Raw genomic sequence first — 26,366 nt, forward strand, 5'->3', positions numbered from 1 at the left:
TCCATGCAGAAAAGTATTCACCTTAAAAAAAGTGAAATTATTATCGAAAAAATACTCCTTCTAAGTGCTGTCGCTGCCATCTTTATCATTGCCCTGATTACCGTGTTTGTCATTATTTCAGGTTGGCCTGTTTTGCAAAAGACGGGATTTTTCAACTTTGCCCTTGGAACAACATGGGACCCCACCCATGGCATCTATGGGATTCTGCCGATGGTGGTTGGGTCCATACTTGTAACCTTGGGAGCGCTTGTTCTGGGAATTCCTTTTGGCGTAGCCGGAGCTATATTTATGGCTGAAATTGCTCCACCCAAAGCGGCAACCCTGATAAGGCCTGCGATTGAACTACTAGCTGGAATTCCATCCGTTGTCTACGGCTTTTATGGCCTGGCCGTAATTGTACCTTTGATACGGAATCATTTCGGCGGAACAGGTTTCAGCATTCTGGCTGGATCTCTAATTCTAGCCATCATGATCCTGCCAACGATTCTGAACCTTTCTGAGACTGCGCTGCGTGCAGTTCCTAGAGAATATAAAGACGGATCCTATGCGCTGGGGGCCAATTACTGGCAGACTATCAAATGGATATCACTGCCTGTAGCCCGTTCGGGCATCATCACAGGGGTCGTCCTAGGCATGTCAAGAGCAATCGGGGAGACCATGGCTGTCATCATGGTCACAGGCAACGTGACGCGTATACCCGGAACTTTATTTGACCCGATCCGTACGCTCACAGGAAATATCGTGATGGAAATGGGATATGCCTCGGGGGAACATCAACAAGCGCTATTTGCCACCGGTATCATCCTGTTCATCTTTATCATGATCTTAAACCTGATCGTACAGTTTGGCGCAAAAGGCAGGTGGCAAAAATGAAATCATCAGCCCGGCTGGAAGAAAAAATAGCAAAATTATTGCTTTGGTTGTTTGCGATTTGTACGCTTCTGGTTTTGTTCAGTATTATTGCGCATATTCTAATCAACGGAATCAGCGGGCTAAGCTGGGATTTCATCACCCAGGAACCGAAGCGGATGGGTAAGGAAGGCGGAATTTTTTCCATCATTATTGGTACCATCTACCTGACGGTAGCAGGCATTGTTCTGGCAACACCTATAGGAGTTGGCGCAGCCATCTACCTGACGGAATACGTAAAAAAAGGCCGGTTGGTACAAATCATCCGCTTTGCCACAGAAGCACTGGCTGCTGTGCCTTCAATTATCTTCGGTTTATTTGGATTTGTGTTGTTCGTCATTACCCTGAAGATGGGATGGTCTATTCTATCGGGTGCGCTGACATTGGCTTTTATGGTGCTACCAACGATCATCAGGGCTGCGGAAGAAGGAATCAAAACGGTTCCTGATTCTTATCGTGAGGGCAGTCACGCACTCGGCGCAACCAAGTGGTATACCATACGTAAAGTTGTTTTGCCTTCAGCACTTCCGGGGATTGCAACGGGCGTTATTTTGGGTATTGGGAGAGCAATTGGAGAAACTGCGGCAGTCATCCTGACCGCAGGCAGTTCATTAGGATTACCGGCCTCAATCCTTGAACCGACCCGGACTCTTTCCGTTCATCTCTATATATTAGCGTCGGAAGGAATATCAACCAAGAATGCGTATGCAAGTGCTACTGTGCTCATCATCGTCATTGTTATCATTAATTTTCTGGCCAATATGCTTATGACAAAGCTTGTAGGGGCGAAACAACCAGCGTCACGAATAAGGAGAGGTGGTAATCAATGTTAGCTAACTTAACAGAAACAAATAATAAAATGGTAGCCAAAGACCTGGAATTGTATTATGGAAGCTTTCACGCTTTACACGCGATAAACCTGCCAATCCTTGCCAATCAGGTTACTGCGCTGATTGGACCCTCAGGGTGCGGCAAGTCCAGCTTTCTGAAAACTCTAAACCGGATGAATGACCTGGTTGAAGGAGCAACTGTCAAAGGAAATGTATATCTTGACAATAAAGATACTTATACCTCGGATATTGATCCGGTAACACTCCGCAAACGAATTGGAATGGTTTTTCAAAAGCCGAATCCGTTCCCGATGTCGATCTTTGATAATGTTGCCTATGGACCGAGGGCCCATGGCCTGAAAGATAAGCAGAAACTGAGTGAAATTGTTGAGAAAAGCCTCAAGGAAGCAGCTCTCTGGGATGAAGTCAAGGACCGGCTGAACCGTTCAGGGCTGCAATTATCCGGTGGGCAGCAGCAGCGTCTTGTTATTGCGCGTTTACTGGCTGTGCAGCCTGAAGTACTGCTGATGGACGAACCGGCATCGGCTTTGGATCCAATTTCCACGGCAAAGCTGGAAGACCTGATCCTTGATCTTAAAGAACAATATACTATCGTGATTGTAACCCATAACATGCAGCAGGCCGCCAGGATTTCAGACTACACGGCATTTTTCCTGAACGGGGAAGTCATAGAATACGGCGTTACGAAAGAACTGTTTACCAAGCCTCTGGACAAAAGGACTGAGGACTATGTCACCGGAAGATTCGGATAAGGAGGAAACGTATTATGACCCGAAACTCATTTGCAACATCATTGGAAGAACTGAGCCATGATGTCCTCATGATGGGCAACCTCGTAGAAAACGTTATTAGCTCTGCAGTGAAATCACTCGAGGAAAGAGACCTGAAACTGGCGGAAAAAGTACTCGAGGACGATGATATTGTAGATAATTTTCAGCTTGAGATCGAAGACAAATGTTTGACCATGCTGGCCTTGCAGCAGCCGATGGCCGGTGATTTGAGAACCATCGGGACGGCGCTGAAAATTGTCACCGACCTCGAACGCATCGCCGATCACGCCGTCGATATCGCTGAAGTAACGATTAAATTAAGCAATGAGCCCTTGGTAAAACCTTTGGTTGATATTCCCAAGATGGCAAAAATGGCGCGGGAGATGCTCAGAGACAGTATCACCGCGTATACAAATAAAGATTTAAAAATGGCGCAAAATCTAGCAGTTAAAGAAAAGGAGGTGGACCGGCTTTATCAGTTGGTCTATGAAGATCTATTACATTTAATGCAAAAAGACCAAAAAAATATTTCACAGGGTATCAATTTGCTGCTCGTTGCGCTTTCCATTGAAAGGGTAGCCGACCATGTGACAAACCTGGGTGAATGGACCATCTATCTGGCTAGCGGCAAAAGAAAAGACCTGAATGATGATAATCCGGTTGATATGAAATGATCAATCTGCAAAGTTATCCACAGTCTACACACAATTGTGAGTAAGTGTATATACAAGTATATGGTTATATCCGGCTCATTTGCTGAAACTCTACTCAGTCGCTAACGGTATGCCTTTATTTACTGGATTAACATATTACTGTACAAACCATTGAATAATCGCTAAAATATACGGTGGTATTACAAATTTGCGCGTATGTATTCAGAGGAGAATCATCAATGAATCTAATTCAAATGGCAGCAGGCCCGGTTATTGGTGCTATCATCGGTTATGTCACAAACTACATCGCGGTTAAGATGCTCTTTCGGCCCATCAACCCGATTAAAATCGGAAATTGGACATTGCCGTTTACGCCCGGCATTTTTCCAAAGAGAAAAAGGCAGCTTGCCAAAGCATTGGGTAATGCGGTCGGGAACAACCTTTTAACCAGTAAAGATATAGAGAATTTGTTCTTGTCAGGAAACATAAAAAATACAATCGTTCAGGAAATCGGCAACTCACTTTATGAAATGGATGAGCGACATACCCTAAAAAATATCTTCACGGGGTTTGTTTCACAGGATACCTATCAGGTTCTGAGAGAACAAGCTGAAAACATCATTTGCAGCAAGATCATGTCCGGTGTTTCCAGGATGGATGTCGGGACAGTCATTGCACGGGAGGGCAGACGAGCAATGAAGGAAAAAATCCATGGGACGATGCTCGCGCTGATGGTCAATGACCAATTGATTGCGTCCGTGGCGGCTCCGATCGGAGCAAAGGTAGATGCATACATCCAGGAAAACGGTCAGGACATGATCCGGTCCATTGTGAGAGAAGAACTTGCGGTTCTTGAGAATCAGCCGTTAGCGGCATTCATGAAAAAAGTTGAGATTGAGGAAAAACATCTTACCGGTATGGTTGACAGAATCTATTCGGGATTCGTGCAGAAAAAGCTTGGAGACTATATCCAACAGTTTGATATAGCCGGTGTTGTAGAACAAAAAGTTAATACTATGGATGTTCTGGAGATTGAGAGACTTGTGCTTTCGGTAATGAAAAACGAGTTGAACGCCGTCGTTAATTTAGGAGCCTTGATTGGTTTCGTGATTGGGCTGTTGAACTTATTGTTAAAATAACTTATTTGTCAACAGCCGCTGAAATTAAAGGAACAACCTGTTTCTTTCTGGAAACGATGCCAGGCAGGCAGACGCTGTTTTCACCCAGATCAACGTTAAAAGCAAGCGAGATTAATTCTTTTTCTTCTCCGGAAAATAAGACTTCTGAGGCCTGGTCAAGAATATCGGTCACAAAAAGCATCAGTAAATGATAGCCGTTTTCGGCACAAAGCTGCTTCATGAACGCAATCAGTGAATCTTCCATCTCCGAGATTTTTTCCTTGTCCATGGTGAAGACCTGCCCGATTCCAATCCTGTATTTGCCAAAGGTATAATCCTTGAAATCCTGATAGAATATCTCCTTGAGTGTTTTTCCCTGCAGAGAAGAGCCTTCTTTGAACATTTGGTTGGCGTACTTGTCCATATCGTCAATCCCGGCTATTTCTGCCAGCTTTTCGGCCGTCATCCTATCGACGTAGGTACTGGTCGGAGATTTGAATTTCAGCGTATCGGACAGGATGGCGGAGCAAAGAATCCCGGCGATGTTCTTCGAAGGACGAATTCCCATCTCGAAAAACATATTGGCAACAATGGTCGAGGTGCTGCCTACCGGTTCGTTGCGAAGAAAAATTGGACTGGCTGTCTGAATATCACCCAACCGGTGGTGATCGATAATTTCAAGGATTTCTGCCTCTTCAATGCCATTGACAGTCTGAGATTTTTCGTTGTGATCCACCAGAATAACGTTTTTCTTTCTCTGTGAAATCAGATGATACCTCGATATAAATCCTTGGATCCGGTTATTGTCATCAACAATCGGATAGCTCCGGTACCTGGTTTTTAACATTTTATCCTGAATATCGTCAATAAAGTCATCAATGTTAAACGATATAAGGTTCTGGCTGGTCATGACGGCACCTACCGGTATGCTCTGATTCACCAGCCTTACGGTCGTATAGGTGTCAATCGGAGTTGTTAACAAAACAATATTCCTGCTGCGGGCTTCTTCGATCAGCTCTTGTGACGGTTCCCCGCCGCAGGTGATGATCAGGCAGGTGGTACCGTATTCCAGGGCTTTCAACTGGATATCTAACCGGTTTCCCGTGATGACAATATCACCCGGCTCAACAAACGAATGCAAGTCGTCCGGTTCAACAGCAGCAACCACAACCTTGCCGGTCGTCTTGAAATCTTCCTGGGAACCGCAGATTAATGTCGCATTCAGCGTTTCGGCGATATTGCGCAGGGTCGTTCTCGTTGAAGCAATGGTGTTGTTGTCCAAGGCATCCATATAATTATTGGTAATATCGGATAGGGTTACAATCCCTAGAAGCCGCTCATGATCATCAATGACGGGAATCGTTTTGATATTGTTTTTTTTCATAAGGTGCCAGGCCGTTTTAATCGAAATATCCGATGATACGGGAAAAGCCTGATCAACGTTTAAATCAGCCACCTGTGTTTTGACTGTGAAAAGATGTTCCGGCGTTTCGACGCCGAAATGCTTCAGAACAAACTCAGTTTCCCGGTTGATATCACCGAGCCTTTTGGGTACAGCGTTCACGCCGAGCTTTTTTTTAAGTTCCGCGTAGGCAATTGCAGAACATATGGAATCTGTATCCGGATTCTTATGACCGGTGACAAATACTAATTTATCCATCCTTTATCCTCCTCTTTATTTCGAATCTATTTCCCCGAATCTGGGGACAAGTTCTCCGTTCACTAGAACATTTTCAAAGAACATTGCATAAGGCCGTGCAAAAATAATTCCTTCCGAATTTTTATAAATCACCAATTTTTCTTCGGTCTCTGAGTGAATGGCGATGAAGAGAACTTCATAAATTCCGCCTTTAAAATGCTTATATTTTGGCATTCGGATACCTCCAGCAACAAATGCTATCCTATCATTGTATAATAAAAAGTGTAAATTCAAAAGAAGTAATCTTCAAAAGCCGTCTTTCCCAAATACTAACAAAGCTCATTTACAGATCAGCGTTGGCATGATATGCTTAATTTATGAATAAAATAAAGACAGTTCGAAATCCATCCTGTCTCTAAACAAAACTAGGACCACTACCGTCTTGGGTAGTTTTTTGTTTGGAGAGCAGTAGCTCTTTTTTGTTTCTTGGGGAGGTTGCATGATATGTACATGTTGAAGGTGGAAAGTGGTTTTGACAGCGCGCACTTTCTGGCAGGCCATCCAGGCAAGTGCCGGAACATTCATGGCCACAGCTGGCGAGTGGTTGTGGAAATTGAATCTGAAACACTCGCAGATGAAGGAGAAGCCAGGGGGATGATTGTTGATTTTAGCCAGCTGAAAGCGGATCTGAGGCAGCTGGCGGATGACTACGATCATGCCTTGCTTGTGGAAGACGGAACGCTGCGAAAAAGTACGCTGGAACATCTTATTCGAGACGGTTTCCGGGTCATTGAGGTGCCTTTCAGGACAACAGCCGAAAATTTTGCCAGGTGCTTTTACGAGGCTTTGGCCGGTAAAGGATATCAAATGACCAGGGTTAGTGTGTTCGAAACGCCCACGAATTGCGCGGTCTACGAAGGCAGACGGTGATTTAAGATGAAATACAGGGTTGCAGAAATTTTTTCAAGCATTAACGGAGAAGGACCGCGAGCAGGAGAATTGGCTGTTTTTGTCAGATTTGCGGGGTGCAATCTGCGATGTACTTACTGTGACACCCGCTGGGCGAATGAAGCGGATGTTTCTTACCAGGAAATGACGGGAGCGGATCTCTATAAACAGGTTTTGACCACAGGTATAAAGAACGTCACGCTGACAGGCGGGGAGCCGTTGATACAACCTGGTATTGCAGCCCTGACCAACTTGCTGTGCCAGGATCCGGCACTTTCCGTCGAGATTGAAACGAATGGCAGCGTCAGCCTGAAGCCGTTTTGCACAGAGGTTAACCACCGTCCGGGATTTACGATGGACTACAAGCTTGCTTGGAGCGGTATGGAGGACAAGATGATCTTAGCAAATTTTGAGGTTCTGACATGCCGGGATGCTGTGAAATTCGTGGTTGGCGATCAAAGCGACCTGAAAAGGGCGCGCGAAATCATAAGTACCTACGGTCTGATCAAGAAAACTGCGGTATTTATCAGTCCTGTTTTTGCACACATTGCGCCATCTGAGATTGTTAAATTTATGATTGTGCATAAAATGAATGGGGTGCGCTTGCAGCTTCAGCTACATAAAGTGATCTGGGATCCGGAAAAGAGAGGAGTATAAGCTCATGCAAAAAAATGAAAAAGCTTTGGTCGTCTTTAGCGGCGGACAAGACAGTACGACCTGTCTTTTTTGGGCCAGACAGTTATTTGCAGAAGTCATCGCCCTGTCCTTTGATTATGAGCAAAAACACCGGCTGGAATTAGATTGTGCCAGAGAAATATGTGCTAAGCATCAGATTGAGCATCATCTGCTAGATCTCGGTTTATTAAATCAGCTTGCGCCGAACGCACTGACCAGGACAGAGATCGAAGTTGAGAAAAATCCATCGGCCGGTCGGCTGCCAAACACATTTGTAGATGGCAGGAATATGCTCTTTCTATCGTTTGCAGCTGTTTTTGCTAAACAGAGAGGAATCAGGCATTTGATCACCGGCGTTTCTCAGAGTGATTACAGCGGTTATCCGGACTGCCGGGATATTTTTATAAAATCCCTGAATGTAACACTAAATCTCGCCATGGATTACGAATTTGTGATTCATACCCCTCTGATGTGGATCGACAAGGCGGAAACCTGGAAACTGGCTGACGATCTCGGTGTGCTTCCGATTATTCAAGAAGAGACGTTGACCTGTTATAATGGTATTAAAGGGGATGGGTGCGGGGAATGCCCTGCTTGCCTGCTACGGAAAGAGGGATATCAAAAATATTACAGCAAAGAATCAAGTCATACGCTTGTAAATCAGAAGGTAGATAAATATAATGAATTTGAATAAATCACTGCTTGAGATAGAAGGAAGAGCATGATGGACAAATGTTCAAAATGCGGTCAGGAAGTTCAAGAAGATGATATCTATGAAGTTAACGGACAGAAGGTATGTGAAGACTGTAAACTCAACGAGACGAAGGTAGAGGTAAAACCATGCGGCAATTTCAACGGTTGATTTTGATTTTTGAAGTTGTTCTGTGGTGTATAATCTGTAGCGTATAAAATGTATAAAAGATAAAATAAGGCTGCTGCGCAATGAAAATGGTCATTAAGCGGCAGCTTTTATTGGTTGTTTGACACGACAAATTGCGCAATACTTTTTCGTCCATCTCAGCTATAATGAAAATGACGTTCTCAAATTCCCTGCTCAAATCATTCATACGAGCTTGATTACCCTAGATTAGGTCTGGGGGTCATAATTCCAGCGTTAAGCGGAGCATGGAGGTGAAGCGCGGCTGTTTGCACCATGGATGGCGCAACAGCCGAAAGCGGAATTGTGGCGCCCAGGCTGACCCGGGAGTTTAACGCAATCATATATTTGAGTATTTATTTCAGGAACGTTGTACGAGTATAGAATCGGATTGTCCAGGGTAGAGTATGATTACCGATGGGTGAGGTGATTGTATTGTGATATCACAATGGCAGAAATTCCAGGAATATTTATATTTCAATGATGAGCTGGGAATCCAGGTAGATGTCAGTCGCGCAGGGTTTCCGGATACGTATTTCAATGATATGAAACTGCGTTTGCAGGATATGTATCACCAGATTCAGGCCTTGGAAGAAGGAGCGGTTGCCAACCCGGACGAACAGCGGATGGTTGGGCATTATTGGCTGAGTGATCCTGAATTAGCCCCGCTGCCGGAAATAGGCGCAGCAATTAAAGATACCTTGCGCCGTATTCGATGCTTTGTGCAGGATGTTCATGCGGGCACTGTATGTGGTCAAAACGGACACCCTTTTCGGAACGTTATTGTGATCGGTATTGGCGGATCTTCTTTAGGACCGCGTTTTGTTTCCGAGGCACTTGGAAACAAAAATGATCTCTGTTCGCTGTACTTTATTGATAACACAGATCCGGATGGTATGGACCGTATTTTTGCTGAGTTGGATACTGAGCTGGATGCGACATTAACGATCGTGATCTCCAAAAGCGGCGGCACAATTGAAACCCGCAACGGTATGGAGGAAGTTCGTCATTTTTATGTAAGTCGGGGGCTGGACTTCAGCCGTCATGCGGTCAGTATCACTCAGCCTGGAAGCAGACTGGATCAGATCCGGATGAAAGAGGATTGGTTGGACACTTTTCCGGTTTGGGAATGGGTTGGCGGGCGGACTTCCGTCTTGTCCGCTGTGGGGCTGCTGCCGCTGGCTTTACAGGGAATTGATATTAGCGCTCTTATAGATGGAGCTAAGAAGTGTAACGCTCTGACCAGGAATCCAGATACGAAAAACAATCCTGCTGCCCTGATTGCCTCAGCGTGGTATGTCCTGACAGGGGGTAATGGTGGACAGCAGATGGTTATCCTTCCTTATAAAGACCGTTTGGAGCTTTTTCCAAAATATCTCCAGCAATTGATTATGGAGTCTCTTGGAAAAGAAAAGGACTTGGACGGTAATATTGTCCATCAGGGAATCACAGTACTCGGAAATAAAGGAACAAGCGATCAGCATTCTTATATCCAGCAGCTGCTTGATGGACCCGGCAACTTTTTTGTAACTTTCATCGAAGTATTAAAGGACAGGGATGGCCACTCACTTAAAATTGCTGAAGAAAGTACCAGCGGTGATTATTTACAGGCTTTTTTGCTCGGTACGAGGAATGCCCTGTCAAACAAGGGCCGAAAATCAATTACGCTGACAGTGAGAGACCTCAACCCCGTAACGATCGGAGTATTGATTGCCCTATACGAACGTACGGTGAGTATGTATGCCCAGTTTGTGCATATTAATGCCTATCACCAACCGGCTGTGGAAATGGCTAAAAAGGGTGCGCAGGAAATGATTCAATTAAAGAACCAGGCCCTGCGTGTTCTAAGGACCTGTAAAACCAAGGGATTAACAGTTGAAGAAATTGCATTGAAAATTGAAGCAGACGGGGCAGCCGTTGACCGTGAAATGCTCTATAAAATTCTTAAGCACCTTGAAGCAAATCCGGGAAACAAGATCAAGAGTCAAAAGAGCATCAGTGAATTTGAGGCTTTATACGAGGTTGTAGCTGATCAACAGTGAGGAGAAAAGTAACATGTATTCAGAACAAAAGTATGAAAATACCTTGAAATTTTGGATCGAAAATGATTATTTTGACGAGCTCAGCAGAAGGGAACTAGCGGAAATAACCGATCTGAAGGAGTTGGAGGATCGTTTCTATACGACTCTGGAGTTTGGGACCGGTGGCATTAGAGGGGTTCTCGGCGCAGGAACCAATCGCCTGAATCGTTATGTTATTCGCAAAGTCACACAGGGGTTGGCCGACACGATCTTGGAGCATGGACCGGAGGCGTCTCAGCGAGGGGTTGTCATTGCGTATGACAGCCGCTATTTTTCCAAAGATTTTGCACTGGAAACAGCGCTGGTACTGGCAGTAAATCGGATTAAAGTCTATCTGTTTGAAAGTCTGCGGCCGACACCTGAACTTTCATTTGCTGTCAGGTATCTGCAGACAATTGCCGGCATAAATATCACGGCCAGCCATAATCCGAAAGAATATAACGGCTATAAGGTCTATTGGGAGGATGGCGGGCAGCTGCCGCCTGCTCCTGCTAAGCAGATCATTACCAAGATGGCTGAAAGAAAAGACTGGAGAATTATGCTGGCGGACCGAACCAAAGCCCTGGAGGAAGGGATGGTTCAGATGGTCGGAGATCAGGTGGATGCTGCCTATCAGGTGGAGATACTCCACAGTCTGCTGAATACAGAACTAACGCAAACTTACGGTACAAAGCTGAACATTGTCTGCACGCCGCTCCATGGAACCGGCGGCAGCCCTGTCCAAAGCATTCTTAACAAAATGGGCTTTAAAGCTTTTCAAATGGTTGCAGAACAGGAACAACCTGATCCGGAATTTCCGACGGTGAAATCTCCGAACCCGGAAGATCCGGCGTCGTTTGCGCTTGCTTTAGCACTGGCAAAGAAGATACAGGCGGACCTTGTGTTAGCCACCGATCCGGATGCAGACCGTCTCGGTGCGTATGCCCTGGACCGAAATGGTCAATATTGCCGTTTTACGGGAAATCAGATTGGCGTAATCCTGGCGTATTATATCCTGGATCAAAGAAGACGAAGCCACAGACTGCCGGACAATGGCGTGATTGTCAAGACGATAGCCTCTACGGACATGGCCGAAGCAGTTGCGGCTGATTTTGGCGCCAAAACAGTGAATGTGCTGGTCGGCTTTAAATATATTGGAGAAAAGATCAAAGAGATGGAAGCACAGGGCTGGGGGACATTTTTGTTTGGTTTTGAAGAAAGCCATGGTTACCTGGCCGGTACGTATACCAGAGATAAGGATGCAGTCCAGGCTTCTGCGCTGCTGGCTGAGGCGGCATTGTATTACAAGCAGATAGAGAACAAAACCTTGCCGGATATACTGGCGGAACTTTTTGCGCGATACGGCACTTTCCTCGATGAGCAGGTTGCTTTTGCGCTGAGCGGTAAAGAAGGCCGGGAACGGATTGCCGCTGTAATGGACAGACTGCGGACGGCAAAGCCACTTTCTGTGGCAGGGCTCAGCGTACGGTTTATTGATGACTATCAGCAAAAGGTCCGATGGGATGTGCTGGAGAACAAGATGGAAGAAATCGATCTTCCCCGGGAGAATGCGCTTCGCTTTTCCTTTGAAGGGGGAGGCTATGTCATGGCAAGACCTTCCGGTACGGAACCAAAAATACGTTTTTATTTCTGTATCAAAGGTTCTACCAGAACTGAAGCGGATGCTACCTTGGCACGTGTCAAAGCGGAAGTCTTCGCCCTGATTAATGACCTGATGGTTTGATTGTGGTAGAATACAGGAAAGACAGGAATGATTCGAAGGCCAGGAATAGAGTACCAGTTGTCAAGTGAATGGAGTGTGAACGGCTTGCAACACTATCTTGTCTCTCCGGAGGGCCTAAAAGAAATAGAATCACAACAGATTCCGGCAGAGGGAAAGTTTAGCGTAACCCTCTTCAATGCTGAGGAATGGAAGCTCCTGAGCGGGCACTTGGCATTTGGCGGATCTGCAGAGATTGACCGTGTTCTGGGGAAACTGAATCCGCAGGAGAATAATTTTAATCAAAGATTTGAACGTCTACACCCTTCTCTGTTTTTTATTGGATATAGCGATTTTGCTGATGATACCAAAGAATTTGCGATTTACTTTTTTCTGTCGGCGAATGATATGACGATACTGCGCAATGACCGACTTGAGCTGCCGCAGATCAATGACTGGGCCCGGAGAGGACTGCTTACAACACCTTCCGATCTGGCGCAGCTCCTCGGCATGGAAATACTGGAACACCATCAGCGCCAGCTGGAATTACTGGAAGATGATGTGGACCGGATTGAAGAAAATATCCTGGAAACTCCTGAAAGATGGCAAAGAAGTGAAATAATCAACCTTCACAAAAAAATACTGGGTTTAAAGAAATCACTGAATGCGCATCAGACGATTTTCAGCAGACTGGCAGCCATGGATAATCATGATCAAGGGAAGCCATCGTGGAAAGACCTGGTTGCCGATACCCAGCAGAAACTTGAAAATGCACGGCAGACTCATGAGCTGATTGAAATCCTAATGGAAGCCTACCAGCAGGCCATTGATAACCGGGCCAATGATATCATGAAAGTTCTGACGCTTCTAGCCACGATCCTGCTGCCGATTAATCTGGTTACCTCCTTCTTTGGAATGAATTTTGAAGCAATGCCACTAATTCACTCACCTTTGGGGATGCCGCTCTTTCTCGGTGTATCCGTGTTGATTGTAACAGCAGTACTTATCCTGTTTTGGCGTAAACACTGGCTGAGATAAAATTTGATCACGCATGGAAAACCAAATCCATTCATTAAGAAAAAACAACCATTGAGGTTGTTTTTTTAACATTCTGTATAAAATTCTCCCAAAAGAAGACTTAATGAGATAATCTGATAGCATGACAATACAATTGGAAGAATCATACAATAGCTTTTGCTGAAAAGTAAAGGTTTATATAGGGGGTCACATCATGAATTTATTTGATCGAAAAGATGATCATGCTTTTTTAGATAGACATAAACTCAGTCAAAAAAGTAAATTTATTATTTGCTTATTATTTATTGGGGTCTTGGTCTTGGTTCTGCTTTTTGGCAATCTGAATACAGCTCCGGGAATTATTATTGGGAGTATAATGGCTATCGTCACGTTGCTGATGCCGCTGATCTTTGGGTATGCCGGCCTTATGGTTACACTTATATACAGTATCATAGGGATTACTGCTCCGTTCAGATTCGGAATAATGCAAGGTGACCCATATTATTTTGCTATTGCCGTGTTCATCCTGGCAAACTTTTTTGGATCTGCGATTATTGCCGTTGAAGTTGAACGCAATAAAAAAACTCAGAAAATACTTGAGACCCTTTCTGTGACAGACGGTCTGACAGAGATCTACAATCATAGGTATTTTCAGCAAAGGCTTGACGAAGAGATTGCGAGAGCCATCAGAGCAAATCGTACGCTTGTTTTATGTATGATCGATATTGACAACTTTAAGATGTACAATGATTCCTATGGCCATTATTTCGGTGATGAAATACTAAGAAAAACCGCCGGGCTAATCCAAAACACTACGAGAAAATCAGATATTGCCTGTCGCTACGGCGGAGACGAGTTTGCAGTAATTTTGCCTGATTCCGGCATCGAAGAAGTCCATTTTGTCATGGAAAGGCTCAAAGAAGCATTTTACAGTCTGCGATTTTCTTTCCCGGATTGTCACGTTACAAAAACCTTGACGCTTTCGGTCGGTTTCTCAATTTTCCCTGATCTGGCTAAAAATAAAGATCAACTAATTACCCAGGCGGACGCTGCCCTTTACCGGGCCAAATATCAGGGCAGAAACAAAATCGAGCTCTATCAGGATACTCTAAGAACAAACCCGCTCAATTAATACAAAAAATGAATATTTACTATAGATGATCTAAAGATGAAAGGGAAAAGTTAGGAATAAATAAAGCTGAAAAAAGAACTCAAAAAAGGAATAAAAAAGAAAATGTCGAATATACCCGAGAATAAAAAGGAAAATTATTCATTTTCTGTCCGGACAGATAAAATAGAAAGGAATATATGGCAAGAATACTTTTGGTTGATGATGAACCGATGGTGCTTAACGCTTTAAAGCGTATCCTGCATCCCCAGGGATACGAGCTGTTTGCCGCTACGACCTCGAAAGAAGCGCTGGATTTTCTGCAAAAAAGCGCGATAGACGTGATTATTTGTGACCAAAATATGCCGGGGATGCTGGGTATTGACCTATTGAAACGTTCAAGAGAAGAGTATCCGGATGCCGTTAGAATTCTGATCACTGGTTCGTCAGACATCAATGTTGCAATTTCAGCAATTAACGAAGGCAGTATTTATTATTACCTCGCCAAGCCCTGGAAAAACGAAGAAGTCATTTCAGTGGTCGAAAAAGCCCTTGCCAATAAACCTGAACATCTCTATCCGGTGGAACGCAAGATGGAACAGGAAATCAAAAAAATACCTGTATGGGAAGATGACACCATTATTCTGATTGACCTGTCGGAGGTGATTTATTTAACGGCAGCTGAAGGGGATGTCGTTGTTATTACCGAAAAAGGAAGATATCAAAGTCCTGACTCTTTAAATTCGTGGGAGAAGAAGCTTGGATCCGGCAGCTTTTTTCGGTGCCATCGAAGCTATATTGTCAATATCAATAAAATTGAAAAAATCAGTCCCTGGTTCAACAGTGCGTATAATTTAAAGTTGAAGGAAACGAAAGAAACTATTCCCGTCAGCAGAAACTCCACTAAAAAGCTGAAAAATTTATTTGGGTTATAAAATAAAAGTATAGGAATCGATTATGAATCAATATCCGAAAAAAAGAACGATACCTGGTGTTTTATCTGCTCTTCGTGAAACGCAAGATGATAACCTGACAAGCTATTATGAAAATACCATGGTCAGTATGTATATGTCTGTGCTGCTCTTTCTGGCAGCATTTATTAGTTTTTTTCCCCGTTATTTTTATCTTGCCAGTGACTGGCAGGCGTATTTCGTAGACAGTTTGGTTTTATTAGCTTTGGCTCTGGGATTTAACGTTGTTCCGAAATTGGACTTTGCAATGAGATATGCTACCTGGATGATCTCGGGGCTGACCGCGTTGACACTTCTGTTTTTAACAGTCAGAATGTATGATCTTATCGGACCGGCTTTGTACACTTTTGCGTATCTACAGCTCATACTGGCCATGATCCGGGTCACCCGGGTTATGATGGTCACAACAACGGTCGCCATACTGTTTTCGGTATGCTATGTGCTTTTCCATTCTTATCATGTTCAGTTTTACCAGATGACGACATTGTCTTATGTTTCCCAGCTGATCCTGTTTATGGTCTTAGTGGTCGTTATGGCGGCCGTAAATAATGTCAGTATCGGCCGTTACCGTAGGCTGGAAAAACAGCTTCAGGAAGCAATCTGCCAGAATGAAAAAATTACCGGGTTGTTTAAACAAAACGTTGCCTCAGATGAAGAGTTGAAAACAACGATCAGCCGTTTAAAGAAAACGCAGGAACAGCTTGTCCAACAAGAGAAGCTTGCTGCAATTGGACAGTTGGCTGCCGGGGTTGCCCATGAAATCAATAATCCGCTTGGTTATATTTCCAGTAACTTTGAGACCTCTCGTCTTTATTTTGATCAGTATACGAATATGATCAACGCCTATCACAGCTTTTTGGAGCAGCTGTGCCCAAGCGAGAAGAATTTGCTTGCCTCACAGATAGAAAACTTGAGAAAGCTTGAAGAAACCAACAACCTGAAGTATATCTCAACAGACCTGGAAGATTTATTTTTTGATATTGAGGATGGCCTCAAACGGATCAGTGAAATTGTAACCGGACTTAAAACCTTTTCCAGAGCGGATCAAGGCAACGAGTTTGAAGATTACGATCTGAATAACGGATTGAAGAATACGCTTTTAGTGGCCAGAAATGAGATTAAGCACCATGCCAGGGTAATCGAATTGTTTGGGGAGCTTCCTTTAATTCAGGCGAAGGGCAATCAGATCAATCAGGTACTCTTGAACATCATCCTGAATGCAGTCTACGCCATAAAGACAAAAGAACCGGAGACACTTGGATCTATCATGGTTAGTACAGCAGTCGCGGATGATTTTGTGCGGTGTCAGATTGAAGACAATGGGACAGGGATCAATAAAGAAAACCTGAGAGAGATTTTCAATCCGTTTTTTACCACAAAACCCGTTGGGCAGGGTACAGGCCTTGGGCTCAGTATTGCCTACGATATTGTTGTCAATACGCACGGGGGGCAGATTTCAGTTCAAAGCACGCCGGGCATAAGTACGAGGTTTATAATCCTGCTGCCTGTCAGGCAGCAGCCGGAAGCCAATACAGGTGAAGAAAATGAATGAAACAATTTTGTTTGTAGATGATGAAAGAGCAATATTGCGGGCACTGAATAGGGCTTTCTTTGGCAGCAGCTATGAAGTTCTTACTGCGGAAAGCGGTGAAGAGGCTCTGGAAATTCTTCAAAGAAAGAAAATTGATCTGATTGTAACGGATGTCAAAATGCAGGGAATGGACGGCTTTCAGCTTTTGACACAAGTCAAAGAAAAATATCCGTCGACGATCAGACTTGTTTTAAGCGGGCATGTCGATAAAAGCATGCTTTTGAAAATACAACAGAATTGTTTGGCAAAACACTATCTGTTTAAACCATGGCAAAACAAGGACCTGCTCAGGACCATCGAACATATTTTTGAAGTGGAAAAGATCTTGAAAAACCGAAACCTACTGGAAGTGATCAATAAAATCGAATTTTTGCCATCCCCACAGAATGTCTTCAATAAATTTAATTCTCTGATCGAACAGGATGCGGGCATGAAGGAAATCGCCAAAACGATCGAAAGTGATCCTTCCATAACCGCGAAAGTATTACAGGTAGCAAACTCTGCCCACTTAGGGGTAAAAACAGGTTCGGTAATCCAGGCTATTAATTATTTGGGGCTAACGGATGTCAAAAATATAGTCCTGAGTGCCTGTCTGCATCAGGAAACCAAAGGGGAAAAAAATGCGCGTTACCAAAGAGATATCGCGATGCTCTGGTTCCATGCTGTAACGACCAATACCATCCTGAATGTTTTCTACCAAAAGATCCATCATAAGAAAATGCCTGAATCGAGTACAATGGCCGGATTGTTGCATGATGTTGGCAAAGTGGTTCTGCTGAATAATTTCTGGTATGAATATATGCGAGCAGTTGAGAAGAACATAGGCAATCGGAATCTATTCGACTATTATGAACAAATGGAATTTACGGATGTATCTCATGGGGAGATTGGCGGCCATCTGCTGGATTGGTGGGAGCTTCCGTATTCGATCGTGGAGTCCGCTCTTTTTCACCACTGTCCGCTTGATGAAAAGGTCATCGACAAGGAGATGGTCGCCCTGGTGCATATTGCCGATATCTATTCCTGGAAAAGCATTTGCAAGCAGGAGTCCGTAAAGATCGATTCGCAGGTGCTTGATTTCTTGGATATTAACAAAGACGATCCTGATCGTTTTTTGGATGAGGCTGGGATTCACCATTCATTGTAAAAAAACAACCATTTAGGTTGTTTTTTTACATTTTGCGGCAAATTATCCGCCACGACAAAATGACGTGGTATGCTATTGACATAAGCGGCTGCAAGGAAAGGTGGGAGAAGTATTCAATGAGCTGCGTTCATGATGTTGTCATATATTTTGAAGAGGGAAGCAAAACACAAGATTATAAAGCGCTAGCCGTCATTTCCAGCTTGAAAAAGATTGCAAACATCATTGAGTTTTATCCGAAAGATATTGGCAGCAATGATCATAGTGCAGAAATCATCAAGGAAGAAGGGTTAAGAATCAGGTTTTCTACGGAATGCAATCTCGAGAAAATCAGAAAATTCTTTTTTGAAACTATCTCCCCGAAAGATTTCGAATTGGGGACTTCAGACCATTAGGGTGTGTTATCCCGCAATATCCGCGTCTTCCGAGAACTGGCTGTTATATAATTCGGCGTAGAATCCGCCTTTAGCTAGTAGCTCTTTGTGATTTCCTGTTTCAATGATACTGCCGTTATTCATGACCAGAATAAGTTCAGCATCGCGTATGGTGGAAAGCCTGTGCGCAATTACAAAATTTGTCCGGCCTTTCATCAGGTTCTTCATTGCTTTCTGGATCAATACTTCAGTCCGGGTGTCCACGCTGCTGGTTGCTTCATCGAGAATCAATATTGCCGGATCGGCCAAAATAGCCCGGGCGATAGTGAGCAACTGCTTCTGTCCCTGCGAGATATTGGTCGCTTCTTCATTCAGAACCGTGTCGTAGCCTTCGGGAAGTGTCCGGATAAAGTGGTCGGCATGGGCTGCCTTGGCCGCACGGACGATTTCGTCCATGGAAGCGTTCTCTTTGCCGTAAGCGATATTATCCTTAATACTTCCGTTAAAGAGCCAGGTATCCTGAAGGACCATTCCGAAGAGTTTGCGTAGTTCGCTGCGCGGCATATCCTTGATATCCACATCGTCAATACTAATTTTACCGGAGTTGATCTCATAAAACCGCATCAGCAGGTTGACCAGAGTCGTTTTGCCTGCGCCTGTCGGACCAACAATGGCGATAGTATCTCCCTGCCTGACTTCAAGATTCATATCTTCAATTAACGGGACATCTTCTTTATAGCGGAAGCTGACATGTTCGATGCGGATATTCCCTTTGGGCATATTCAGGATCACAGCTTCAGGACTGTCAGGGATTTCTTCCTGCTCGTCCAGAACTTCAAAGACCCGTTCAGCGCAGGCAATAGTAGACTGGATAACGTTGGCGATATTGGCGGTTTGGATAATCGGCATCGTAAATGACCGTGAATATTGGATAAAAGCCAGGATATCACCTAATCCTAACAGGTTGCGCGTGATCCAGATGCCCCCGACAATGCTAATGCCGACATAACTGAGATTACTAATAAAATTCATCAGCGGGAACATAATCCCGGATACAAACTGGGCTCTCCAGCCCGCGCCATACAACCGGGTATTGATCGATTCAAATTTCTCGATCGCATCTTTTTCATGCCCAAAGGCCTTGACGATCTTATGACCTGTATACATCTCTTCAACATGGCCGCTGAGGTCTCCCAGCTCTTTCTGTTGGATGGCAAAGTATTTCTGGGATTTCTTGGCGATCATTGTCGTGGCTGCCATGTACAGCGGTAACGAGGCAATAATGATCAGGGTGAGTACCGGACTGATCGTAAGCATCATAATAATATAGCCTACAATTGTTACCACGGAGGTAATAATTTGGGTCAAGCTTTGCTGCAAGGTAGTGGCAATGGTATCGATATCGTTGGTCACACGGCTTAAGATATCGCCATAAGGGTGCATATCATAATACTTTAAAGGCAATTTTGCCAGCTTGTTATCAACTTCCCGACGTAAATCCCGGACTGTCCGCTGAGAAACGCCTGACATGACAAGACCCATGATCAGGCCGAATAAGGCGCTGATGAGATACATACCGATCAGGATCAAGGCGATCATACCAATATAATGAAAATCATATTCACCGTTCGTTTCTCTGATGGACTTAATGGCGCCGCCGATTTGATTATCGGTAAGCTTGACATTTTGCTGTGTATTCGGCAAATTCAAGCCTGCATCACCGGTTGCGGACATCTTTTTCCCTAAATCAATGATTTTCTGACAGACATCCGCTTTTTCTTCGGCATCCGTTAACGAACTCAGCATTGGCAATTGCAGGAATGTTTTGATTGTATTTATGCTATTCGTATCAATCATTTTCACCGATCCGTCCTGAGTATTACCGCCGGTAATGTTTTCCTGCATATTTGGCAGGGCATTGAAGAGATCTAGCATTCGAATGACGGTATTGGCTTTCTCCTCCGGATCTTGAATTGTATTGATCGCAGGCAGCATTACCAGCGCTTTGACCGCATCCAAAGATGCAGGGCTGATTGGTTCACTGGCTGCGGCATTCGTCATCTGCTTATTGACCTGGTCGACTGCCTTCATTTGGACATCGGCCATTTGGGTATAAATGCTGTCAAGGCCGTTTTCCTGTGCCTCGGACATTTTTTGCAGCATCGTCCTCGCCATATAGGCATCCTGTAGTTTGTTAATTGCTTTACTGCTTATCTTAGGAGCTGCAATTGTAAAAGATGTACTGGCAATGGCAAAGATCAATACAACAATTAAATGGACTTTATGCGGTTTTAAATACCGAATGAGCCTTGCCAGACTGCCGCGGAAATTTTTAGCTTTTTCCACAGGAGCACCAAAGTGCCCCCCCGGTCCTCCGGGCCCTCCCGGCCCTCCCGGCCCTTCTGATCCTCTTCGGTTTTGCCGATTGCGCATCGTGTTTTGGTTTTGATTTTCACCGCTCATGCGATTTCCTCCTCTGACAGCTGGGATGAGACAATCTCACGATAGACTTCGCAGCTGCTCAACAGTTCTTTGTGTGTTCCAATGCCTGCAATCTGACCGTTATCTAAGACAATGATTTGATCTGCGTCCATGACGGTCCCAACCCTTTGAGCAACAATAAGGACTGTCGCCTCGGCTATTTCCTGCTTCAGGGCAGCACGCAGACGCGCATCTGTTTTAAAATCCAGGGCCGAAAAACTGTCGTCAAAAATACAGATCTCCGGTCTGCGGACCAGAGCCCGGGCAATTGCCAGTCGTTGTTTTTGACCGCCGGATACATTGGTACCGCCTTGAGTGATAACATGGTCATACCCGTCGTCCATCTTGGCAATAAACTCGGCTGCCTGGGCGACTTCTGCTGCGTGCAAAATTTCTTCTTCGGAGGCCTCTTTACTGCCAAAACGGATATTTTCGGAAATCGTTCCCGAAAAGAGGACCGCTTTCTGCGGTACGAAACCAATTTTCTGCCTAAGGTTTTCCTGGGATATTTCCCGGACATCCACACCGTCGATTAGGACAGAACCGCTGTCAACGTCATAAAACCTGGGTATCAGATTGATCAGCGTAGATTTCCCAGCACCAGTACTGCCGATAATCGCTGTGATCTCGCCCGGCCGGGCAGCGAAGGAAACATCCCTGATAGCGGGTTCTTCCGCGCCGTGATAGCTAAAGGTGACATCCTTGAATTCCACATAACCTTTGCCGGTGAAAGTATCCTTCAATTCCTTGGCATCTTCAATTTCAGGTACGGTTTCCAGGACTTCGTTGATTCTGACAGCAGCAGCCTGGGACCGGGGAACCATGATGAACATCATGGCCAGCATCAGCATGGACATCATGATCTGCATCGCATACTGTGTAAATGCCGAAAGGGCTCCTAGGTCCATATCGCCGATACTGATACGGATGCCCCCAAACCAGAGGATCGCCAGTGAAGTTAAGTTCATGATCAGCATAATCGACGGCATCATAAAAGCCATGATTTTATTTACTTTAATGTAATTGTCCGTAAGATCAACGTTGGCGTCGTCAAAACGCTTTTTTTCATGTTCGATTGTGTTGAAGGCCCGGATGACCCGTACGCCGGTAAGTTTTTCTCTAAGCACCAGGTTGATCCTGTCAATTTTTACCTGAACTAACCGAAACAGTGGAATCATTTTGGATGCAATGATTGCGATGACGATTGCCAGTACCGGTATGGCGACAGCAAATACCCATGTTAGGGCCTTATCTTCCCGATAAGCCAAAATGATTCCGCCGATTGCCATAATCGGGGCACTGATCATCATACGCGTAATCAAGATCGTAACCATCTGGATTTGGGTGATATCATTTGTCGTCCGGGTAATGAGCGTAGCGGTGCCGAGTTTATCAAATTCATGTAAAGAAAAACTTTCAACTCTTCCGAAGATCCTGCTCCGCAGTGTAGTCCCCAGCCCTACGGCAACCTTAGATGATAAAAAGCTGGCCAGGATAGAAAATGAAGCGCTTACTGCGGCGACCAGAAGCATGATTCCTCCGATATGAAGAATCTTCTGCGTGTCGCCATTCATGACGCCGTCATTGATAATATCCGACATCAGCGTTGGCAGATACAGGTCACCAAGCGTTTGGAGAAAAACCAGGATCAGAACGCCGTAAACCAGATGTCTGAAAGGTTTTAAATAACGAACTAATTTTAACATAACCCAATATCCTTTCTCTTTTGTAATGTTCCATGTTCTGTAGAAAGATTAGGTGCAATTTTGATCCAGGGTCTTTTTTAAAGCAACCAAACCCTCAGATATTTTTTGCATATCTTCAGAGGTAGCCTTGCTAAGCACTTTCTGCAAGTCATTTTCGGTTTTGCGATAGGACTTTCGGTGAAGGTCAATAAAATGAGGACCCGCTTTGACATAGACGATTCGTCTGTCCTGTTCACTTCTGGTTCGAATGACCAACTGCTGTTTTTCCAGACGGTCAATAATTCCTGAGATCGTACTGTTGGACAGATGCAGGACGCTGCTTATTTCGGAGATCTTCATCTCGCCGGATCTCATTAGAGTGTTCATAACCATGCCTTGCGGTATTGTTAAGCCGTCACATCCAAAACTTTTTCGCAGTATCCGCTTCATAGATTTGCCAACTTCAAAAAAAAGCCGCACGATTTCTACTTCATTATTAGGGGTGCTTTCCATAGAAACAGGCCTCCTTAAACTTTACGCTACACTAATACTACCGACACGAATATTTCGCATACAAAATATTATATTGATCCAGGCTGACACTGTCAACAACATTCCAAAACAGATTTTGTCTTATTTTGGTCTTATTTTGCATGAATTCTAATCAAATTTTAATCCTGAATTAAGCGTAGTCTCATCTGACGTTATTATAATAAAACCATCGTTTAGAAATGGAGATGAAAATGATGAGTATCAGTATGGAACAAATGGACGAAATGAGAAAAAGGACCAACTGCAGTTATCAGGAAGCCAAGGAACTTTTGGAAAAGTATGATGGGGATTTGATTGACGCGATCATTGCCTTTGAAAAAATGCATGGGAATCAATCAAATTCAAATTCCAATCAGAAAACCTGTCAAAAAGAACAGAGCTTCGGCAAAAAAGTAAAAGCACTGCTTCAAAAAGGTTGCGTCACAAGATTTATTATTGAGAAGGATCAGACCATTATTCTGAATATACCGGTCATTATTCTAATTATCGCTATGTTAATCACAATGCCGATCATAGGATTGTATGCTGCAGCTTTTATCCTGCTATACGTAATGGGTTATCGGATCAGGATCAGAAAAGAAAAGGGGCAGGATGTTGATATCAATGAGTTTGTCGACGGTATAGGCAGCAAAGTCAGAACTGCGGCTGATAAAATGAGGGAAAAGCCGGCAGCAGAACAGGCAAACACTACCCGGGCTGAAACCAATCCTACGAATGAAGATAAAAAAGAAGAGGATTGTAATGAGATTACGATTGGTTAGTACCTATAAATGGTCAGGGTGCTCGTAATGAGATAAAGCTGATGAGAAATGAACCTGTGTTGTTTACAGGTTCATTTCCAATTATAATGAAATCGTCCCAATGCTTTGATGAAGGACGGAGAACAGGATGAAAACCAGAATTCTGGTCATTGAAGATGAGGTAAAAATAGCCAGGTTCCTGGAATTGGAGCTCACCCATGAAGGCTATGAGGTAGAACTTGCTCACGAGGGAAGAGAGGGCTATGAAAAAGCAGTCTCGGGGAAGGCGGATTTGATCATTCTGGACCTGATGCTCCCCGGTCTCAGCGGTATTGAAATTTGCCGGAGGGTAAGGCGTGAATCGGACATCCCGATCATTATGCTGACCGCCAAAGATGATGTTTCCGATAAAGTAATGGGGCTTGACAGCGGGGCAGATGACTATATGACCAAGTCATTTGCCATTGAAGAGCTGCTGGCGAGGATCAGAGTGATCCTAAAGCGCAGGGGGAAAAAGGAAGATCAAAATAATAGGATCACGGCCGGACCGGTAATTTTGTATAAAGATGAACATCGGGTTACCTGTCAGGGGGCAGATATATCCCTCTCCAAGAAAGAATTTGAGCTTCTGAAATATCTGATGGAGAATAAAGGCATTGTATTGTCGCGCGAAAAAATCCTTGATCATGTCTGGGGATATGACTACTATGGAGATACCAATGTCACCGATGTCTATATCAAGTACCTGCGCAATAAAATTGACCAGAAATATGGTATCGTACTTATTCACACCGTAAGAGGGGTTGGGTATCTTCTCAAATATGAAGAAGAAAAATAAAGCGAATAAGAACATGTTCAAAAATATCCTCAAGGTGATCTTTTTTCCGGTTTATCTTTTCAGGCTTCTTTATGCATTTATCCGGGAAAAGATCGCTTATTCAATTCGCTTAAAACTTTCCTTGAGGTATACAGGCATACTTTTGCGGACAGTGCTGGGAGCCGGTCTTATCGTTATCCTGGTTTATGGCGGATTTAGAATCCAGGAAACGGTTAAGCAGGACTATTTGGACATCCAGAAGATGCTTAGCACGGACAGCAGCGGTTTTTCAGAACTGGAAACCTATTCCCGGGAGCATCAGATCCCGCTTCGTATCGATGAATCCAATCAGCAGACGCTTATGGCTACGGATCAAAATTTGAGGGAATATGGTGCTGAGTACTGGCTGGGCTTGGCCAAGGATCAAGGAAACATCTACGTATCCGTAAACAGGGATTTTGAAATAGCCGGAACTACCGGCAGGATGATTATCTTTTCCAACATTCAGGATGAGATTACGGATATTTTGTTCATCGCCAGGATTATGCTCTTTGTCTTTGTGCCGTTCTTGTTCCTGGCTCTGATTGCGATTGCCGTATCAGGGAGAGGAATTTTTGAACCCATACGTGAGATGACCCGGACGGTAAAGGTAATTTCCGAGCAGAATTTAAATTTAAGGCTCAATGTAAGCGGGTCAAAAAATGAACTGAAGGAACTGGCACTTACCTTTAATGAAATGATGAACAGATTAGAGGATCAATATAATAGGCAGAAACAGTTTGTATCGGATGCTTCGCATGAGCTAAGAACACCGATCGCCGTGATACAGGGCTATGCAGTCATGCTCGACCGCTGGGGAAAAAACGATCAGGCAGTTCTGCAGGAATCCATAACGGCTATCAAAAATGAAGCCGGAAATATGCAGGAGCTGATCGACAAATTGCTGTTTCTTGCCAGGCATGACAACAGTACCCTCGCCTATCAAAAGGAAGAATTCAGCTTGACGGAAATGCTCCAGGAAGTCATCAGAGAGACCCAGATCATTGATTCCGGGCATCAAATCAACAATGAGCTTAATCAGGAAATCTCGATGTTTGGTGACCGGAACCTAATGAAACAGGCCTGTCGCATCTTTATGGACAATGCCATGAAATATACACCGACTGGCGGACAGATTTCAGTCCGTCTTGGCAAAGAAGGGGAGTCCATTGCGATAAGCATCAAGGATACCGGATCAGGTATGACGAATAATGAGTTAAAGCACATCTTTGACCGCTTCTACCGCTCAGACCAGTCCAGAACGAAGGAACGGGGTGGTTATGGTCTGGGACTCGCAATTGCCAAGATCATTATCCTGGGCCACAATGGGAAAATCAAAGTGCGAAGCAAAGTTGAAGAAGGTTCCGAATTTATCATCCTGCTCTCCTAACAATAACCCTAGAGATATGGGGAGACTTTTGTCTCTCTTTTTTTGTGCGTAAAGCAATTAATAGAAATATTGGGAAATTAAGGTTGCAATTTGCCTGGCTTGTGAATAAGATATTTCGAAATCAGTTCTTAAGAAGTTAAGATACGAGGAGGGGGAAAAATATGTACGGTTCTTATGGTTATGGCCGTGGCTGCGGAATGGGTGCCGGTGCTGGCATAATCGCTATTGCAGTACTGA

26 protein-coding genes are annotated in these 26,366 nt (G+C 44.3%); 20 read left to right on the plus strand and 6 right to left on the minus strand.

Annotation, left to right across the window (positions count from 1 at the left end):
• The first annotated feature begins 3 nt into the window (after window positions 1-3).
• The 5 genes from pstC to A7K50_RS08805 all read left to right on the plus strand — a co-directional run bounded on the left by pstC (window position 4) and on the right by A7K50_RS08805 (window position 4,322).
• Entirely contained in the window at window positions 4-873 is an 870-nt protein-coding gene (gene pstC / locus A7K50_RS08785) for a phosphate ABC transporter permease subunit PstC (RefSeq protein ID WP_119775630.1), read from the plus strand.
• Window positions 870-1,742 (plus strand): phosphate ABC transporter permease PstA, encoded by an 873-nt coding sequence (gene pstA, locus A7K50_RS08790; RefSeq protein WP_119775632.1) that lies wholly within the window; start codon window positions 870-872, stop codon window positions 1,740-1,742. The genes pstC and pstA overlap by 4 nt, the downstream gene beginning before the upstream one ends.
• Entirely contained in the window at window positions 1,736-2,512 is a 777-nt protein-coding gene (gene pstB / locus A7K50_RS08795) for a phosphate ABC transporter ATP-binding protein PstB (protein WP_119775634.1), read from the plus strand. Before pstA ends, pstB begins: the two co-directional genes overlap by 7 nt.
• A 14-nt stretch (window positions 2,513-2,526) precedes the next feature.
• Window positions 2,527-3,204 carry a phosphate signaling complex protein PhoU gene (gene phoU, locus A7K50_RS08800; protein ID WP_119775636.1) on the plus strand — a complete coding sequence of 226 codons (678 nt, stop codon included), beginning with the start codon at window positions 2,527-2,529 and terminating at the stop codon, window positions 3,202-3,204.
• Window positions 3,205-3,422: 218 nt separating this feature from the next.
• Window positions 3,423-4,322 carry a DUF445 family protein gene (locus A7K50_RS08805; protein WP_119775638.1) on the plus strand — a complete coding sequence of 300 codons (900 nt, stop codon included), beginning with the start codon at window positions 3,423-3,425 and terminating at the stop codon, window positions 4,320-4,322.
• Window position 4,323: 1 nt separating this feature from the next.
• Here A7K50_RS08805 and A7K50_RS08810 read toward each other — a convergent pair whose 3' ends face one another.
• Together A7K50_RS08810 and A7K50_RS08815 are read right to left on the minus strand one after the other, a co-directional pair.
• Complete coding sequence (locus A7K50_RS08810; RefSeq protein ID WP_119775640.1) at window positions 4,324-5,961, minus strand: putative manganese-dependent inorganic diphosphatase; 1,638 nt, start codon at window positions 5,959-5,961, stop codon at window positions 4,324-4,326.
• Between the two features lie 15 nt (window positions 5,962-5,976).
• Window positions 5,977-6,174, minus strand: coding sequence for a DUF1653 domain-containing protein (locus tag A7K50_RS08815; RefSeq protein ID WP_119775642.1), 198 nt, complete (start codon window positions 6,172-6,174; stop codon window positions 5,977-5,979).
• 270 nt (window positions 6,175-6,444) lie between these two features.
• Here A7K50_RS08815 and queD point away from each other — a divergent pair, with 270 nt between their 5' ends.
• From queD to A7K50_RS14040, 4 genes are read left to right on the plus strand one after another with little or no spacing between them, the layout of a single operon-like run.
• Window positions 6,445-6,870 (plus strand): 6-carboxytetrahydropterin synthase QueD, encoded by a 426-nt coding sequence (gene queD / locus A7K50_RS08820; RefSeq protein ID WP_119775644.1) that lies wholly within the window; start codon window positions 6,445-6,447, stop codon window positions 6,868-6,870.
• A 6-nt stretch (window positions 6,871-6,876) separates the two neighbouring features.
• Window positions 6,877-7,545, plus strand: a complete 669-nt coding sequence (gene queE, locus A7K50_RS08825) for a putative 7-carboxy-7-deazaguanine synthase QueE (RefSeq protein ID WP_119775646.1) — start codon at window positions 6,877-6,879, stop codon at window positions 7,543-7,545.
• Window positions 7,546-7,549: 4 nt separating this feature from the next.
• Window positions 7,550-8,257: a 7-cyano-7-deazaguanine synthase QueC gene (gene queC / locus A7K50_RS08830; RefSeq protein WP_119775648.1), complete on the plus strand. Its 708-nt coding sequence runs from the start codon at window positions 7,550-7,552 to the stop codon at window positions 8,255-8,257.
• A 27-nt stretch (window positions 8,258-8,284) separates the two neighbouring features.
• Complete coding sequence (locus A7K50_RS14040) at window positions 8,285-8,425, plus strand: hypothetical protein (RefSeq protein ID WP_158582044.1); 141 nt, start codon at window positions 8,285-8,287, stop codon at window positions 8,423-8,425.
• 215 nt (window positions 8,426-8,640) lie between these two features.
• Here A7K50_RS14040 and A7K50_RS14190 read toward each other — a convergent pair whose 3' ends face one another.
• The gene (locus tag A7K50_RS14190; RefSeq protein WP_199698261.1) at window positions 8,641-8,784 is read right to left on the minus strand and encodes a hypothetical protein; all 144 of its coding nucleotides are present in this window, start codon (window positions 8,782-8,784) and stop codon (window positions 8,641-8,643) included.
• A gap of 93 nt (window positions 8,785-8,877) precedes the next feature.
• Between A7K50_RS14190 and A7K50_RS08840 the strand changes: the two genes are divergently transcribed.
• The 8 genes from A7K50_RS08840 (at window position 8,878) to A7K50_RS08875 (ending at window position 18,446) form a co-directional block, all read left to right on the plus strand.
• Window positions 8,878-10,482: a glucose-6-phosphate isomerase gene (locus tag A7K50_RS08840; RefSeq protein ID WP_119775652.1), complete on the plus strand. Its 1,605-nt coding sequence runs from the start codon at window positions 8,878-8,880 to the stop codon at window positions 10,480-10,482.
• Between the two features lie 13 nt (window positions 10,483-10,495).
• Window positions 10,496-12,244 carry a phospho-sugar mutase gene (locus A7K50_RS08845; RefSeq protein ID WP_119775654.1) on the plus strand — a complete coding sequence of 583 codons (1,749 nt, stop codon included), beginning with the start codon at window positions 10,496-10,498 and terminating at the stop codon, window positions 12,242-12,244.
• Between the two features lie 57 nt (window positions 12,245-12,301).
• Window positions 12,302-13,258, plus strand: coding sequence for a CorA family divalent cation transporter (locus tag A7K50_RS08850; protein WP_243103700.1), 957 nt, complete (start codon window positions 12,302-12,304; stop codon window positions 13,256-13,258).
• Between the two features lie 193 nt (window positions 13,259-13,451).
• On the plus strand, window positions 13,452-14,369 hold the full coding sequence (locus A7K50_RS08855; RefSeq protein WP_020492463.1) for a GGDEF domain-containing protein: 918 nt from the start codon (window positions 13,452-13,454) through the stop codon (window positions 14,367-14,369).
• A 176-nt stretch (window positions 14,370-14,545) separates the two neighbouring features.
• Complete coding sequence (locus A7K50_RS08860; RefSeq protein ID WP_020492462.1) at window positions 14,546-15,280, plus strand: LytTR family transcriptional regulator DNA-binding domain-containing protein; 735 nt, start codon at window positions 14,546-14,548, stop codon at window positions 15,278-15,280.
• Window positions 15,281-15,302: 22 nt separating this feature from the next.
• Window positions 15,303-16,868: an ATP-binding protein gene (locus tag A7K50_RS08865; RefSeq protein ID WP_119775658.1), complete on the plus strand. Its 1,566-nt coding sequence runs from the start codon at window positions 15,303-15,305 to the stop codon at window positions 16,866-16,868.
• Entirely contained in the window at window positions 16,861-18,054 is a 1,194-nt protein-coding gene (locus tag A7K50_RS08870; protein ID WP_119775660.1) for an HDOD domain-containing protein, read from the plus strand. The genes A7K50_RS08865 and A7K50_RS08870 overlap by 8 nt, the downstream gene beginning before the upstream one ends.
• A gap of 59 nt (window positions 18,055-18,113) precedes the next feature.
• The gene (locus tag A7K50_RS08875; RefSeq protein ID WP_020492459.1) at window positions 18,114-18,446 is read left to right on the plus strand and encodes a hypothetical protein; all 333 of its coding nucleotides are present in this window, start codon (window positions 18,114-18,116) and stop codon (window positions 18,444-18,446) included.
• A gap of 6 nt (window positions 18,447-18,452) precedes the next feature.
• On the opposite strand, the gene A7K50_RS08880 is transcribed toward A7K50_RS08875, so the two are convergent.
• The 3 genes from A7K50_RS08880 to A7K50_RS08890 are packed head-to-tail and all read right to left on the minus strand — an operon-like array spanning window position 18,453 to window position 23,104.
• Window positions 18,453-20,888, minus strand: coding sequence for an ABC transporter ATP-binding protein (locus A7K50_RS08880; RefSeq protein WP_119775662.1), 2,436 nt, complete (start codon window positions 20,886-20,888; stop codon window positions 18,453-18,455).
• Window positions 20,885-22,612 carry an ABC transporter ATP-binding protein gene (locus A7K50_RS08885; RefSeq protein ID WP_119775664.1) on the minus strand — a complete coding sequence of 576 codons (1,728 nt, stop codon included), beginning with the start codon at window positions 22,610-22,612 and terminating at the stop codon, window positions 20,885-20,887. The genes A7K50_RS08880 and A7K50_RS08885 overlap by 4 nt, the downstream gene beginning before the upstream one ends.
• Window positions 22,613-22,660: 48 nt before the next feature.
• Window positions 22,661-23,104, minus strand: coding sequence for a MarR family transcriptional regulator (locus tag A7K50_RS08890; RefSeq protein ID WP_119775666.1), 444 nt, complete (start codon window positions 23,102-23,104; stop codon window positions 22,661-22,663).
• A gap of 230 nt (window positions 23,105-23,334) precedes the next feature.
• Here A7K50_RS08890 and A7K50_RS08895 point away from each other — a divergent pair, with 230 nt between their 5' ends.
• From A7K50_RS08895 to A7K50_RS08905, 3 genes are all read left to right on the plus strand, one after another.
• The gene (locus tag A7K50_RS08895; protein ID WP_026156508.1) at window positions 23,335-23,904 is read left to right on the plus strand and encodes a DUF4342 domain-containing protein; all 570 of its coding nucleotides are present in this window, start codon (window positions 23,335-23,337) and stop codon (window positions 23,902-23,904) included.
• Window positions 23,905-24,031: 127 nt separating this feature from the next.
• The gene (locus tag A7K50_RS08900) at window positions 24,032-24,721 is read left to right on the plus strand and encodes a response regulator transcription factor (RefSeq protein WP_119775668.1); all 690 of its coding nucleotides are present in this window, start codon (window positions 24,032-24,034) and stop codon (window positions 24,719-24,721) included.
• Window positions 24,722-24,734: 13 nt separating this feature from the next.
• Window positions 24,735-26,129: an ATP-binding protein gene (locus A7K50_RS08905; protein WP_243103701.1), complete on the plus strand. Its 1,395-nt coding sequence runs from the start codon at window positions 24,735-24,737 to the stop codon at window positions 26,127-26,129.
• Window positions 26,130-26,366: the final 237 nt, after the last annotated feature.

Source organism: Dehalobacter sp. MCB1 (genome assembly GCF_003590275.1).
Classification (GTDB): Bacteria; Bacillota; Desulfitobacteriia; order Desulfitobacteriales; family Syntrophobotulaceae; genus Dehalobacter.